Source organism: Streptococcus suis, assembly GCF_002964575.1.
GTDB lineage: Bacteria > Bacillota > Bacilli > Lactobacillales > Streptococcaceae > Streptococcus > Streptococcus suis_R.
Map to the genome: position 1 here is coordinate 35,375 of NZ_POQQ01000089.1, position 13,294 is coordinate 48,668.

16 protein-coding genes are annotated in these 13,294 nt (G+C 43.7%); 13 read left to right on the top strand and 3 right to left on the bottom strand.

Features of this window, described 5'->3' with window-relative positions:
* Positions 1-90 precede the first annotated feature (90 nt).
* The 3 genes from C1E58_RS11095 to C1E58_RS11105 form a co-directional block, all read right to left on the bottom strand.
* Positions 91-489 (bottom strand): DUF5684 domain-containing protein, encoded by a 399-nt coding sequence (locus C1E58_RS11095; RefSeq protein ID WP_105210368.1) that lies wholly within the window; start codon positions 487-489, stop codon positions 91-93.
* Positions 490-617: 128 nt separating this feature from the next.
* Positions 618-1,838 carry a peptidase T gene (gene pepT / locus C1E58_RS11100; protein ID WP_105210369.1) on the bottom strand — a complete coding sequence of 407 codons (1,221 nt, stop codon included), beginning with the start codon at positions 1,836-1,838 and terminating at the stop codon, positions 618-620.
* A 9-nt stretch (positions 1,839-1,847) separates the two neighbouring features.
* Positions 1,848-2,663: a Cof-type HAD-IIB family hydrolase gene (locus tag C1E58_RS11105; protein WP_105114839.1), complete on the bottom strand. Its 816-nt coding sequence runs from the start codon at positions 2,661-2,663 to the stop codon at positions 1,848-1,850.
* Positions 2,664-2,858: 195 nt separating this feature from the next.
* On the opposite strand from C1E58_RS11105, the gene C1E58_RS11110 reads away from it, so the two are divergent.
* The 13 genes from C1E58_RS11110 (at position 2,859) to C1E58_RS11175 (ending at position 13,174) form a co-directional block, all read left to right on the top strand.
* Entirely contained in the window at positions 2,859-3,314 is a 456-nt protein-coding gene (locus C1E58_RS11110) for a GNAT family N-acetyltransferase (RefSeq protein WP_105210370.1), read from the top strand.
* A gap of 69 nt (positions 3,315-3,383) precedes the next feature.
* Positions 3,384-3,851 (top strand): ATPase, encoded by a 468-nt coding sequence (locus C1E58_RS11115; RefSeq protein ID WP_105210371.1) that lies wholly within the window; start codon positions 3,384-3,386, stop codon positions 3,849-3,851.
* A gap of 332 nt (positions 3,852-4,183) precedes the next feature.
* Positions 4,184-5,527 (top strand): DUF2130 domain-containing protein, encoded by a 1,344-nt coding sequence (locus tag C1E58_RS11125; protein WP_105210472.1) that lies wholly within the window; start codon positions 4,184-4,186, stop codon positions 5,525-5,527.
* A gap of 47 nt (positions 5,528-5,574) precedes the next feature.
* Positions 5,575-6,189 (top strand): hypothetical protein, encoded by a 615-nt coding sequence (locus tag C1E58_RS11130; protein WP_105210372.1) that lies wholly within the window; start codon positions 5,575-5,577, stop codon positions 6,187-6,189.
* Positions 6,186-6,419 carry a DUF1858 domain-containing protein gene (locus C1E58_RS11135; protein ID WP_029172144.1) on the top strand — a complete coding sequence of 78 codons (234 nt, stop codon included), beginning with the start codon at positions 6,186-6,188 and terminating at the stop codon, positions 6,417-6,419. Before C1E58_RS11130 ends, C1E58_RS11135 begins: the two co-directional genes overlap by 4 nt.
* A complete protein-coding gene (locus tag C1E58_RS11140; RefSeq protein WP_105210373.1) occupies positions 6,416-7,741 on the top strand; it encodes a DUF438 domain-containing protein in 1,326 nt (441 codons plus the stop codon). The genes C1E58_RS11135 and C1E58_RS11140 overlap by 4 nt, the downstream gene beginning before the upstream one ends.
* 51 nt (positions 7,742-7,792) lie before the next feature.
* The gene (gene truB, locus C1E58_RS11145) at positions 7,793-8,683 is read left to right on the top strand and encodes a tRNA pseudouridine(55) synthase TruB (protein WP_161941158.1); all 891 of its coding nucleotides are present in this window, start codon (positions 7,793-7,795) and stop codon (positions 8,681-8,683) included.
* 19 nt (positions 8,684-8,702) lie between these two features.
* Positions 8,703-9,626, top strand: a complete 924-nt coding sequence (locus tag C1E58_RS11150; protein WP_105114833.1) for a bifunctional riboflavin kinase/FAD synthetase — start codon at positions 8,703-8,705, stop codon at positions 9,624-9,626.
* Positions 9,619-10,356 carry a potassium channel family protein gene (locus C1E58_RS11155; protein ID WP_105114832.1) on the top strand — a complete coding sequence of 246 codons (738 nt, stop codon included), beginning with the start codon at positions 9,619-9,621 and terminating at the stop codon, positions 10,354-10,356. The genes C1E58_RS11150 and C1E58_RS11155 overlap by 8 nt, the downstream gene beginning before the upstream one ends.
* A gap of 74 nt (positions 10,357-10,430) precedes the next feature.
* The gene (locus C1E58_RS11160) at positions 10,431-10,832 is read left to right on the top strand and encodes a Spx/MgsR family RNA polymerase-binding regulatory protein (protein WP_105210374.1); all 402 of its coding nucleotides are present in this window, start codon (positions 10,431-10,433) and stop codon (positions 10,830-10,832) included.
* 14 nt (positions 10,833-10,846) lie between these two features.
* A complete protein-coding gene (locus C1E58_RS11165) occupies positions 10,847-11,125 on the top strand; it encodes a UPF0223 family protein (RefSeq protein WP_105210375.1) in 279 nt (92 codons plus the stop codon).
* On the top strand, positions 11,115-11,873 hold the full coding sequence (locus tag C1E58_RS11170; protein ID WP_105210376.1) for an inositol monophosphatase family protein: 759 nt from the start codon (positions 11,115-11,117) through the stop codon (positions 11,871-11,873). Before C1E58_RS11165 ends, C1E58_RS11170 begins: the two co-directional genes overlap by 11 nt.
* Positions 11,873-13,174 carry an RsmF rRNA methyltransferase first C-terminal domain-containing protein gene (locus tag C1E58_RS11175; protein ID WP_105210377.1) on the top strand — a complete coding sequence of 434 codons (1,302 nt, stop codon included), beginning with the start codon at positions 11,873-11,875 and terminating at the stop codon, positions 13,172-13,174. The genes C1E58_RS11170 and C1E58_RS11175 overlap by 1 nt, the downstream gene beginning before the upstream one ends.
* The last annotated feature ends 120 nt before the right edge of the window (positions 13,175-13,294 follow it).

Here is a 13,294-nt window from a genome sequence, read left to right on the forward strand (position 1 = left end):
GGCTGAAAGCTATAAAAATATTTATCATTAATCAATGACATGATAAAAAGCACACAACTCTTACTATCAAGTTGAGTTGTGTGCTTTTTATTAGTCGATAAAGAAAGTTTGTGGACCTTGGTAACGGATTCCGTCATTGAAAGCGATGTAGAGGTTGAACAGTGGTGTAAACAATACGTAGAAGATGGCTTGAACATCTGATAAGCCGAATGCTTTACCGTAGCAATAGGTTAGATAGATACCATAGAGTGGTCCTGCAAGTGGAATGAGCAAGAAGAAGATAAACCAGCCCTTATCCTCCCCAAATGTGATGCATTGTTGAACATAGAGGTTGTAGAAGGGGATGAGGGATTTCCAACCAGCATAACCCGCTTTTTTAAAGAGGATATAATTGGAAATAGCAACTAAGATATACCAAATCATTGAGAAAATCATAGAGGTCCCCCAAAGACCAACTAAAATACCTTGCGCAAATGTTTCTTCTGTCATAATAAAACTCCATTTCTTTTTGATGAATCTATTATAACAGTATTAGTTCAATGATACAAGTGTTTTTCAAAAATTTTGGAAGATTTCCAGAAAAAATCAGACCTTCTTAAGAAAGTCTGAAAAATTGATTACTTGTACGCGACAATTCCAAGGATGACGTCAACAGCTTGTTCCATGGTTTCGAGGCTGACGAACTCGAAGCGGCCGTGCATGTTTTCACCACCTGCGAAGATATTTGGCGTTGGGATGCCCATGAAGGAAATCTTAGAGCCGTCTGTTCCTCCGCGAACAGGTTCAATCAGTGGCTTGATGCCTAGATTTTCCATGACCTCCTTAGCAATGTTGATTGGAGTCATGTCTTTTTCGATGATTTTCTTCATGTTGTAGTACTGGTCATGCAGGTTGACAATGACGCGAGGGGTGTCAAAGTTGGCATTCATCTTTTCAGCAATGTCTAACATGAGCTGTTTGCGAGCAAGGAAATCCTCTTCCTCAAAGTCACGGATGATGTAGGTGGTAGAAGCAGTATCGACACTGCCTTCCATGTTCATCAAGTGGAAGAAGCCTTCATAACCTTCAGTTTTTTCAGGACGGTCTGCTTCAGGAAGGGCATTGTGAAAATCAATAGCCATCTGGAAGGCATTAATCATCTGGTCTTTTGCTGAACCTGGGTGGACATTGCGTCCAAGGAAATCAATCTTGGCACCAGCTGCTGAGAAGGTTTCGTATTGGAGTTCGCCCAGCGGTCCGCCGTCCATGGTGTAGGCAAAGTCCACATCAAAGTCTTCCACATCAAACTTGTCTGCACCGACACCGATTTCTTCATCAGGACCAAAGCCGACACGGATTTCGCAGTGCTTGATGTCAGGATTTTGGACTAGGAATTCAATGGCCGTCATGATTTCTGCAATTCCTGACTTATCATCAGAGCCTAGCAAGGTCGTACCGTCTGTGGTAATCAGGGTTTGCCCCTGGTAGTTGGCGAGTTGTGGGAAGTCTTTCGGATGCAATTCATAGCCAGAAGTTCCCAGTGCAATGGGACTACCGTCGTAGTTTTCGATGATTTGTGGGTTGACACCTTCTGCGTTGAAATCAGCCGTATCCATGTGGGCGATGAAGCCAATTTTGCGGGTCAAACTTGGGTCGTTAGCAGGTAGTGTTCCCACCGCAAAGCCATTTGGCAGGTAGTGGACATTCTGCAAGCCGATACGTTTCATTTCAGGAAGAAGGATATTTTGTGCGAACTCAACTTGGTTCTGGGTAGATGGAGTAGTCGTAGAGTTTTCATCAGAGCGGGTGTTTTCTTTGACGTAGACCAAAAAGCGGTCTAAGAGTGTTGGGTATTTCATAGTATCTCCTTACTTGTTCAAAATATGTTTTTCAATGGCCTTGGCAACGCCGTTGTTTTCATTGGTATCCGTGATGTCCTGGGCGATAGCTTTGACTTGTTCGTTGGCGTTGCCCATGGCAATACCAAGTCCAGCAAATGCAATCATTTCCAGGTCGTTGTTGGCATCTCCCATAGCCATGATTTCTTCAGGAAGAATACCGAGGCGGTCTGCCAATTTTTTCAAACCAGTGGCCTTGCTTGCACCGTTTGGTAAAATTTCTAACAGATAGTCCTGTGAACGAACAGTGGAATAGCCTTGGCTGAGTATAGGATTGTGTTGCTTTTCAAAGGCATCAATATGCTCTTTTTCACCGACGAACATGGCTTCAAAGAAACGGTGTTTGCCAGATCTAGCTTCTGACAAATCGATGGGCTGGGGTATCATTCCTACCAAACCAGCATCTAGGTTGACACGTGCATTGGCTTTTTCTGCCAGAACGAAGTAATCTTCCTCGTCAAAGAGAGAGATTTGCACATCATCATTTTCAATAAAAGTGGAAAGATAATCAATATCAGAGATAGATAGTTCTTCCCAGTCAATCAGGCTCCAATCCTTTGTGGAATGGGTTGAGCAACCGTTATTGACAATGATATATTCCTCTTCGGTGTCAAAGCCAAGTTGCTCTACGAAAGGCTTAACGCCAACCAAGGGCCGTCCTGTGCAGAGAACGACTGTCACCCCAGCTTCAACAGCCTGATGAATAGCATCAATTTGTGGCTGCATCAACTCTTTATTCTCGTTTAAGAGGGTTCCGTCCATGTCAAGAGCGATTAGTTTAATCATAGTTACCTCCTTTTTTCATAAGACTAGTATAGCATAAAATGGGAGAGGAGTGCTTGAAATACTAAGCTCAATCCTATATAATAAAATTAAAAGGAAAGGAGGCGATTAAGATGAAAGTATCAAATAATAGAATGGCTGTAGAAAAAATAAATCAAGGGGAGGTTATCAGAAACTAATCTCCCAAAAGGAGTAGAAATGAAGATTGTAACTGTATCGACTGCTGTTGACAAGGCAAGGATTATCGAAGAAGTGCTGGCGGACTTGCCAGAATGGTTTGGCTTACCTGAGAGTACCAAAGAGTACATCAAAGACGGCTCTGCCTTGCCACTGTGGGCTGCCTATGTTGCTGATGAAGCTGTTGGTTTTGTGACCCTGACTAATTCTTCAGAGGCTTGCGGAGATGTTCATTGTATGGGCATCAAGAAAGCCTATCATCGCCAGGGAATTGGTCGTTTGCTCATGCAGGCTTTGGAGGAAGAGGCTCGGAAGGACTATGCCTATTTGCAAGTCAAGACAGTGGATGAAGGGCATTATAAGGAATATGACCAGACCATTGCTTTTTATAAATCCTGCGGTTTTGTCAAGTTAGAGGTATTTCCAAGCCTCTGGGATGAATGGAATCCCTGCTTGGTCATGGTTAAAAAGTTATAAACACATAGAGAACATCGGTTATGGACCGGTGTTTTTTGGTATAATAAAAGGATAGAATAGGAGTGTCATATGAAGACTGCTGTCAAAAAAGAAGTTGAGAAATACCTGTTAAGCATTTGCTATACCGTGCCAGTTAGTTTGGTGGAGGCATGGGATTTGTTGGCAACGGATAGTGGATTTGCCCGCTGGTTTCCTCAGTTGAGGGTTGAAGGTGACAAGTTGGTATTTAAAATGGAAGACTTCCATGAAACCATGGACTTGTTGACCTATCAACCAGGTGAAAAGATTGCTTACACCTGGGATACAGCTAGGCTTTCCTTCAGCTTGAGCCAGCAGGAGCAAGAGACGCTGATTGTCTTTGAGGAAGAAATCCCAGTTGATTTTGGCAATGAATTTGCGGATGCTAAAAAAGATATGACAGGTTGGCTGGTGCAGAATGAATGCATCAAAAAACTCTTAGAAGGTCAGGACCTGCCTGCACGTCAACCATTGCAGGAAAAATGGTCTGCTATTTTAGAAAAGGAATTATTGCTTTAGAAAATGAGGTGGACAAAATGAAGAGATGGTGGGCTCAAATGCGAGAAGAATATTATGAGACACGTTTCAATTCAAGCGAGGATTGGCTAGAGTGGTTCATAAAAAGAAAAATGACTTGGGGTTGGCGGTGGATACTTGTCGTGACTTTTTGTGTTCTGTATCGACTGTTTTGGCTTGAACCACGAAATTTTTTTCGTTTTTTCTATTTTCTATGTATTTTAGGTTTTTTATATATTTTTTATAAACTGATTCGCTATATTGTCAGGAAGAAGTAGGAACTGTCACCAACTTTTGTAAATTTGATTGAAGAAGGATGAATGAAAGGAATGACCATGCAACAAATTACATGTCCCCATTGCTCTACCGTTTTTACGGTTAATGAAACAGAATACAGTCAGCTATTAGCCCAGGTACGTGGTGCGGAGTTTGAAAAAGAAATCCATGACCGTTTGGAGCGGGAACGGGAATTATTGCAGCAGAGGGCTGAAAATGACTTGCAAGCTAAACTGGGCGATAAGGACAAGGAAATCCTAGAATTGACTGCACGCTTGGACAAGATGGCTAGTCAAACGGAGCTGGAAATCAGCTCTGCCATTTCCCAAAAGGACCAAGAAATTCTTGAACTGACAGCAAAGTTGGATAAGCTGGCTAGTCAGACGGAGCTGGAAATCAACTCTGCCATTTCCAAAAAAGACCAAGAAATCCAAGAGCTCAAGGCTCAGTTAGGGCAAATCGGCTTGGCTAAGGACTTGGAGTTGCAGCAGGCGGTGGCCCAGGTAGAGAAGGAGCGGGATGCGGCTCAGAATGCTTTGGCCATGCAGGAGCAGAAGCAGGAGTTGGCGTTGGCGACCACTCGTCAGGAGTACGAGGTGCGGCTCAAGGCGGCGGATGAGCAGGTGGAGTTTTACAAGAACTTCAAGGCCCAGCAGTCCACCAAGGCAATCGGTGAGAGTTTGGAGCTGTATGCTGAGGCGGAGTTCAACAAGGTGCGGCAGCTGGCTTTTCCAAATGCCTACTTTGAGAAGGACAATCAGGTGTCGGCACGGGGCTCCAAGGGTGATTACATCTATCGGGAGCTGGACGAGAATGGCGTGGAAATCCTTTCCATTATGTTTGAAATGAAAAATGAGGCGGACGACACGGTCAAGAAGCACAAGAACGAGGACTTTTTCAAGGAGCTGGACAAGGACCGTCGGGAGAAGGACTGTGAATATGCGGTCTTGGTGACCATGTTGGAGGCGGACAACGACTACTACAATACGGGCATCGTGGACGTCAGCCACAAGTACGAGAAGATGTACGTGGTCCGTCCCCAGTTCTTTATTCAGTTGATTGGGCTCTTGCGAAATGCTGCGCTGAACAGCTTAAAATACAAGCAGGAGCTAGCCTTGGTCAGAGAACAGCATATCGACATTACCCATTTTGAAGAAGACCTGGCAACCTTTAAGACAGCCTTTGCCAAGAACTACCAGTCAGCTAGCAACAATTTCCAGAAGGCTATTGATGAAATTGACAAGGCCATTAAGCGGATGGAAGCTGTCAAGGCAGCCCTGACCACCAGCGAAAACCAGCTCAGATTGGCCAATAACAAGCTGGAAGATGTTTCTGTCAAAAAACTAACCCGTAATAACCCAACCATGAAAGCCAAGTTTGAGGCGTTGAAAGGGGAGGAATAGAATCTCTATTCTAGTTTAGGTCAACAACAAATAGAAAGGAACTTTGTATGAATTTGTTCGAAGGTTTAGAACTCATTACAGATAGTAATATAGAGAAGTTTGCAATTCCTGGAGTATGGGCATTGTTTGGTAAAAGAAAGCTCACATCTTCAGAAAATGATTCCATATCTATAGATGATCGATATTATTGTTTGCAGGTTGCCACCACTGAGAATATAAAAATTGAGATACTGAAGGATAAGAAGTTACTTGAAACACAAATTTGTACAGAGCCCATCATGAAAAACTATGTTAATCAATTTAAGGAGAAATTGTTTGAGTATCCGGTGTATCCTTCTGCTAGAGAGTATCTTTATTCTGAGATAAGCCAGTGCTTTTCAAAAGATGATTTTGTATTTCTTTTAATTTGCCAAGAAGATAATGCAGATGTTAGAAAGAAAATCGAAAAAGTATTTGCACACAAAACAAAGGCTATCTATTGGAGAAACGGTGGCTCTTTCAAAGATGGAGATTTTATCAATTTTAAAAATAGGCAGCCGCTTTCAGTTGACATTGATGATGTCATGAATGACTTAGAGGACGTTCAGAAAGAGAAGATTAGGGTGATTTCAGAACGATACAATAAACAATTTAATAGTATTTCAACGGAGAAGGTAAAATGAACACCATCGACCTAAATCTGCCTGTTGCAGAGATTATCAACCAGCACCCAGAAGTCAAGGAGATTCTGGTGGAGCTTGGTTTCAAGCCCTTGGCCAATCCAGCCATGTTGAACACGGTTGGCAAAGTGACCAGCCTTAAGACTGGATCCAAGATGACCAAGATTCCGCTAGACCGTATTCAGCAAGTCTTGGAATGCAACGGCTATGAGGTAATAGGAGGAGAAGCATGACAGATCAACGGATTGACATTTTGAAGAACATTCTACTCGATTTGCACAATGGTGCTAGTCCAGAGTCTGTTCAGGACCAGTTTAATCAGCATTTCACGGGAGTTTCTGCCCTCGAAATCTCCCTAATGGAGCATGAGCTCATGTCCAGCGACACAGGCATTACTTTTGAAGACGTCATGAGCCTTTGCAATATCCACGCTAACCTTTTCAAAGGAGCAATTACAGATGTGGAAGTGGCGGATATTGACCAGGAGGGTCATCCTGTCTATGTCTTTAAGCAGGAAAACCTTGCACTGCGGGCGGCTCTCTTACGCATCCGCCGGATTCTAGACCAATACGAGCAGACAGAAGATGCGGAACTGCAAGACCAGCTCCAGCAAGGATTGATACGCCAGTTTGGGCTCCTCGGTCAGTTTGAAAACCACTATACCCGTAAGGAAAAGGTCTTCTTTCCCATTATGGAACGCTACGGTCACGATGCACCGCCTAAGGTCATGTGGGGCGTGGACGACGAGATTCGAGACCTCTTCAAGACGGCTCGCAAGGCACTTGAAGGAGGTGACCTAGCTGCGACACGGACTCACTTTGAAAGCTTCGCCAAGGAGTTCGAGGAGATGATTTTCAAGGAGGAAGCTATTCTCCTCATGATTTTGCTGGAGATTTTCACCCAGGACGACTGGCTCCAAGTGGCAGCGGACAGCGACGCCTACGGCTACGCCATTGTCAAGCCAACAGCCAAGTGGGTACCTCATCGGGAGACTTTTGGAGAAATAGCAGAGCAGGCAGCCGACAGTCTTGCTCCGCAGCCTGCTGGGTCAAACCAGCAGATTATCGATACGCCAGAAGGCCAGTTCACCATTACCTTCACACCGAAAAAGAAATCAGAATCTGTTCAGGACAGGACCAGTCCGCAGACCTTTGGCAATGGCTACTTGTCTGTCGAGCAGGCCAATCTTATTCTCAACCATTTACCGTTGGAACTCACCTTTGTTAACAAGGACGACATTTTCCAATACTACAATGACAGCCACCCTGTTGAAGACATGATTTTCAAACGGACTCCAAGCCAGATAGGACGTCATGTGGAGCTCTGCCATCCACCCAAAATCTTAGACAAGGTCAAGAAGATTTTTGAACTGCTTCGCACGGGACAAAAAGACCAGGTGACCATGTGGTTCAAGTCCGAGAGCATGGGCAAGTTTGTCTATGTGGTCTATAAGGCCGTGCGTGATGACCAGGGAGAGTTTCAAGGCGTCTTGGAATATGTCCAAGATATCCAACCATTTTTTGAAATTGACAGCGATTTTCATCGGGATATTTAATCCAACCAGACCGCCCACAAGTGCGGTCCTTTGTGTTATAATGAAAACATGATTTCAGGAATTATTAACGTCAAAAAAGAAGCGGGCATGACCTCGCACGATGTGGTTTTTAAGCTCCGCAAGATTTTGCAAGAGAAGAAGATTGGGCATGGGGGCACCTTGGACCCAGATGTGACAGGCGTTCTGCCCATTGCAGTCGGCAAGGCTACTCGCATGATTGAGTATATGCAGGAAGAGGGCAAGATTTACGAGGGAGAGATTACCCTGGGCTACTCGACCACGACCGAAGATGCGTCGGGGGACCTTGTTGAGCGGACACCGGTTTTGGACATAGCAGAGCAGGCAGTTGATGAGGCCATGGCTAGCTTTGTCGGTACTATTACCCAGATTCCGCCTATGTATTCTGCTGTCAAAGTAAATGGCCGCAAACTCTACGAATACGCACGGGCGGGCGAAGAAGTCGAACGTCCTCAACGCCAAATTGACATTTACAGTTTTGAACGGACCAGCCCTATTGAGTTGACGGATGACTGTGCACGATTCACTTTCCGAGTTCGCTGTGGTAAAGGCACCTATGTCCGTACCCTGTCTGTTGACTTGGGCTCTAAGCTAGGCTACGCCAGCCATATGTCCAAGTTGGAGCGAACAGGCTCGGCAGGTATGCATTTGGCAGATGCCCTGACAATCGAGGAAATTGCGGACAAGGTTGTCCAGGCTGATTATTCCTTCCTCCGTCCCATTGAGCAAGGAATTGGGGATTTGCCTATTGTTGACTTGACGATTGAACAGGTCATTGATGCAAAATTTGGTAGATTTATCTCACTTGAAGCGGATGCAGCATTGGTTGCAGGCTTTCATAAGAAAAAACTGGTGGCTATCCTAGAAAAGCGTGACCAAGTCTATAAACCTCGGAAGGTTCTTCTGGAAGAGATTTTAGCCTAGTTGTGATAAAATAAACACTATGAATATTAGAACAATTAAAGATTATCAAGAGTTTCATCAGGAAGAGCCAACTGTCTTAGTTCTAGGCTATTTTGATGGCATTCATTTGGGTCATAAGGCCCTTTTAGAACGTGCAAGACGAGTGGCTGATGAAAAAGGATTGTCTGTAACCGTCCTTACTTTTCCAGAAACCCCACGCCTGGCCTTTGCCCGCTTTTCTCCTGAGCTCTTGCTCCATTTGACCAGTCAAGAGGAACGCTACCGCCTCCTAGAAACATACGGTGTAGACCAGCTGGTTTTGACCAACTTTACCAGTGAATTTGCCAGCAATACTCCTCAGCAGTTTATGGACCGCTATATTAAAGGCCTCAATGCGCAGGTTTTGGTGGCTGGTTTTGATTACCATTTCGGGAATTGCAGAGCGGATGTACAAGATTTGACCCGCTTATTTGATGGGCAGGTTGAAATAGTAGAAGAAATTTGCCTTGATGGAGAAAAGATTTCATCTACGCGTATTCGTCAGGCTATCCAATCTGGACAGGTTGATTTAGCCAATCGCCTACTGGGCTATACCTTTATGACTGAAGGGATTGTGGTTCATGGAGATGCCAGAGGCCGCACAATCGGTTATCCAACTGCCAATTTAGCCCCCTTTGACCGAGTTCATTTGCCATCAGAGGGTGTCTATGTAGCAGATGTTGAAGTGGATGGCAGACGCTACCGTGCCATGACCAGCGTAGGGAAAAATGTTACTTTTGATGGAACGGAAATGCGGATAGAAGCGCATATTTTTGGTTTCGATCGCTTTATCTACGGTGAAAAAATCAGGGTTTTTTGGCTTGAAAAAATTCGAGATATGGTCAAATTTGATGGAATTGATAGCCTAATGGAGCAGATGAAACGAGATGAAGAATGTGCGCTAGAGTGGGGGAAAGATGATTAAGAAAATAATTCAGGATCCCCGATATGAAAAAGGCATGACCTATCTAGCCATTGTCTATGTCTTTCTCATAGTGCTTGAGTTGATGGATGCGAGTATTGCCAACTCAGCAGGTTACAACATAATCGACTGGTTATTATGGTTTATCTTTGTCTGTGATTACTTTGTAAACCTTTACCATGCAGATGATAGCATGGAGTACATCCAAAGTCATGTCTTGGAATTGATAGCCATCATTCCATTTGACTCTGTTTTCAGTTTTTTTCGTTTGGGGCGTTTGGCTCGACTATTTAGACTGGTTAAGGTGGCCCGCATTTTTGCTCTATCCAATCGTTTCTGGGATACGGTTAATAGGCTCTTGCATACAAATAGTCTGTCCAAGGTCTTGATGTTAAATATATCAGCCGTTTTGACAGCCAGTGTCCTGCTGTCAGCAATTGAGGGAAAATCCTTTTTTGATGCAGTCTGGTGGTCGATTGTGACCATGACAACAGTAGGCTATGGAGATATTGTTCCCCAAGACACTATTTCGAAAGTCATTGCCATTCTTTTGATGCTAGTCGGAATCTGTACTTTTGGTATGGTGACTTCGACCATTACCCGCTTTTTCTCTGAAACTGAAAAAGAAACCAAGTTGGATTTATTGATTGCCAAAATGGATGAACAAACGGAGCTAATCAAGCGACTAGAAGCTAAAATAGAAAGTTTAGAAAAATTAAGAGATTTAGACTAAAATTCCCTATTGAAAACTATTTCAAAATACATTATAATAGAATGGAAAGATAATGTAGAGAGGGGGATTAGTGTATGATTACTTTGTTTTTATCGCCAAGTTGTACCAGTTGCCGTAAGGCGCGTGCTTGGTTGACCAGCCACGAAGTCCCTTTCGTTGAACATAATATTATGACCAGTCCTCTGACAGCAGATGAGCTGAAGAAGATATTGGCCTTGACAGAGAATGGAACAGATGATTTGATTTCCACTCGCTCTAAGGTCTTTCAGAAGCTTAATGTTGATGTGGATGAATTATCCATTCAGCAGTTAATTGGCTTGATTGAAACCTATCCAAGTTTGCTCCGTCGTCCGATTATCTTGGACGAAAAGCGGATGCAGATTGGTTTTAATGAAGATGAGATACGTGCATTCCTGCCACGCAAATATCGTAAACAAGAACTAAAAAATGCTACATTGAGAGCAGAAATAGGATAAGAAAGATAAGAGATATGAACAAAAATTATTCATATCCACTTGATTTTTCGTGGAGCACAGAGGAGATTTCCTCCGTGCTTTCTTTTTTAAATCAGGTGGAGGCAGCCTATGAAAAGGGTGCAGATGCAACGACCATTTTGACTAGCTACCAAGAGTTTAAAGAGGTTGTCAAAAGCAAGGGACAGGAGCGCCAGATAGACAGAGAGTTCCAAGAGGTTTCGGGCTACTCTACCTATCAAGTTGTCAAGACAGCCAAGGAAAAAGGGAAAGGGGTTGTCCGCCTTGGAAACTAAGTATCGCTTAGCCCAGTCGCTTGTTTTGGCAGCAGGGGATTTCTTACGCCAGCATATTGATGACCAGTTAGAGATTGAAGAAAAGGCTTGTGCTAGGGATTTGGTGACCCATCTGGACAAGGAAGTGCAAGACTTTTTGACAGCCAGTATTAAGAAAGAATACCCTACTGACTTGATTTTTGGTGAAGAAGGTGGGGATGTTAGCTCTCTTTCAAAGGGAAATGTTTGGGTCTTGGATCCCATTGATGGCACCAGTAACTTTATTGCCCAGAAAAATGATTTTGCCATTATGCTGGCCTATTTTGAAAATGGCATTGGTCAATTTGGATTGATTTACGATGTCATGCAAGACAAACTATTTCATGGCGGTGGAAGATTTCCTGTTGCTTGTAATCAACAAGTGCTGTCTAAGCCAGCATCTTCCCCACTAAAGCAGAGTTTGATGGGGTTGAATGCTCAGCTTTATGCTGCTAACAAACACGGCTTAGCAGACTTGGCGAATAAGACATTAGGAACACGGTCAGTTGGCAGTGCTGGCATTGGATTTACTCATGTCCTTGAAGGACGATTGTTTGCCTATGCTTCCTATCTCTATCCTTGGGACTATGCTGCTGTCAGTATTCTTGGACAGGGTTTAGGGCTTAGTTTGTTGAGCTTGGAGGCTGAAAGTCCATCGTTTGATAAAAGAGAACACGTCATCCTAGTTGCCAATCAGCACTTGGAAGAAGTAAAGAGGTATCTATTCTAATGCAATTACCACAGGATTTTATTGATAAATATAGTCATTTGCTTGGTCAAGAAGCCCAAGCATTTTTTGAGAGTTTTGATGAGCCAGCTATTTCGGGTTTTCGGACCAATCCCTTGAAGGAAGGGCAAATTGCTTTTGACAACCCAATTCCAGACATGCCCTGGTCCTATTATGGCAAGGTTTCTGGAAAATCTCCTGAACACGTGACAGGTCTGGTCTATTCGCAAGAACCAGCTGCGCAAGTGGTAGGACAGGTTGCAAGCCCAGAAAAAAGTATGAAGGTACTGGACCTAGCGGCAGCGCCAGGTGGAAAGTCAACCCACTTGCTTTCCTATTTGGACAACACTGGACTGCTAGTGAGTAATGAAATTTCAAGTAAACGGGCAAAAATTCTAGCAGAAAATATCGAACGATTTGGGGCAAGAAACGTGGTCGTGACCAATGAGTCTGCGGACCGTCTAGCCAAGGTATTTCCTGCCTATTTTGACATGATTGTGCTGGATGCTCCCTGCTCAGGCGAGGGGATGTTCAGAAAGGACCCTGATGCTATCCAATACTGGTCCAAGGACTATCCTGACCAGTGTGCCAGTTTGCAGCGAGAGATTTTAGAATCCGCCTTGACTATGTTGGCTCCAGATGGGCAGTTGATTTATTCCACTTGTACCTGGTCTCCTGAAGAAAATGAAGAAATCGTCACCTGGTTGCTGGAGAATTATGAGCTAGAGTTGGTTGATATTCCAAAAATCAATGGTATGGTAGAAGGGATTGGCTATCCTCAAACGGCTCGTATGTATCCTCATCATTTTTCAGGTGAAGGGCAGTTTGTTGCAAAATTCAGATTTTTAGGGGGAGCCAAGTCGAAAAAACTGAAGCCAGGAAAATCAAATTTGAACAGGGAGCAACAGACCCTCTGGAAAGAATTTGAGCAAAAACACTTGAAGGTTTCCTTAACAGGTTTGTTTCAGGTTTTTGGCGATAATCTCTATCTCCTACCAGATGGTTTGCCAGACTTGTCAAAAGTTAAGATTGCTCGCAATGGGCTTCATTTGGGAACATTCAAAAAGAAACGATTTGAACCTAGTTTTGCCTTAGGCTTGGCACTTCACAGTACAGAAGTTAAGAACCGAGTTGACATCAGCTTGGATGATTTTCCAGCCTATGCTGCTGGACAAACCGTTGCAGTATCCAAAGACTTGCCAAATGGTTGGTATCAGGTAGCAGTTCAAGGAAATGGTTTAGGCTTTGCAAAAATTGTATCTGGAACCCTTAAAAATGCCTTTCCAAAAGGTCTCAGATTTTAACTGAAAATAAGCAGATTTTTTTTGCAACTTGTCTTTTTATATGATATAGTGGATTAGTGGAAATATCTTGTAAATTCCTTGTAAAAAGCAAGGAAAACATAAGGAGATTCCACTGAAAAA

What these genes read in the sequence shown, in the direction of transcription:
- C1E58_RS11095 (WP_105210368.1), bottom strand. Translation starts at nt 489, where the DNA reads ATGACAGAAGAAACATTTGCGCAAGGTATTTTAGTTGGTCTTTGGGGG.
- pepT (WP_105210369.1), bottom strand. Translation starts at nt 1,838, where the DNA reads ATGAAATACCCAACACTCTTAGACCGCTTTTTGGTCTACGTCAAAGAA.
- C1E58_RS11105 (WP_105114839.1), bottom strand. Translation starts at nt 2,663, where the DNA reads ATGATTAAACTAATCGCTCTTGACATGGACGGAACCCTCTTAAACGAG.
- C1E58_RS11110 (WP_105210370.1), top strand. Translation starts at nt 2,859, where the DNA reads ATGAAGATTGTAACTGTATCGACTGCTGTTGACAAGGCAAGGATTATC.
- C1E58_RS11115 (WP_105210371.1), top strand. Translation starts at nt 3,384, where the DNA reads ATGAAGACTGCTGTCAAAAAAGAAGTTGAGAAATACCTGTTAAGCATT.
- C1E58_RS11125 (WP_105210472.1), top strand. Translation starts at nt 4,184, where the DNA reads ATGCAACAAATTACATGTCCCCATTGCTCTACCGTTTTTACGGTTAAT.
- C1E58_RS11130 (WP_105210372.1), top strand. Translation starts at nt 5,575, where the DNA reads ATGAATTTGTTCGAAGGTTTAGAACTCATTACAGATAGTAATATAGAG.
- C1E58_RS11135 (WP_029172144.1), top strand. Translation starts at nt 6,186, where the DNA reads ATGAACACCATCGACCTAAATCTGCCTGTTGCAGAGATTATCAACCAG.
- C1E58_RS11140 (WP_105210373.1), top strand. Translation starts at nt 6,416, where the DNA reads ATGACAGATCAACGGATTGACATTTTGAAGAACATTCTACTCGATTTG.
- C1E58_RS11150 (WP_105114833.1), top strand. Translation starts at nt 8,703, where the DNA reads ATGAATATTAGAACAATTAAAGATTATCAAGAGTTTCATCAGGAAGAG.
- C1E58_RS11155 (WP_105114832.1), top strand. Translation starts at nt 9,619, where the DNA reads ATGATTAAGAAAATAATTCAGGATCCCCGATATGAAAAAGGCATGACC.
- C1E58_RS11160 (WP_105210374.1), top strand. Translation starts at nt 10,431, where the DNA reads ATGATTACTTTGTTTTTATCGCCAAGTTGTACCAGTTGCCGTAAGGCG.
- C1E58_RS11165 (WP_105210375.1), top strand. Translation starts at nt 10,847, where the DNA reads ATGAACAAAAATTATTCATATCCACTTGATTTTTCGTGGAGCACAGAG.
- C1E58_RS11175 (WP_105210377.1), top strand. Translation starts at nt 11,873, where the DNA reads ATGCAATTACCACAGGATTTTATTGATAAATATAGTCATTTGCTTGGT.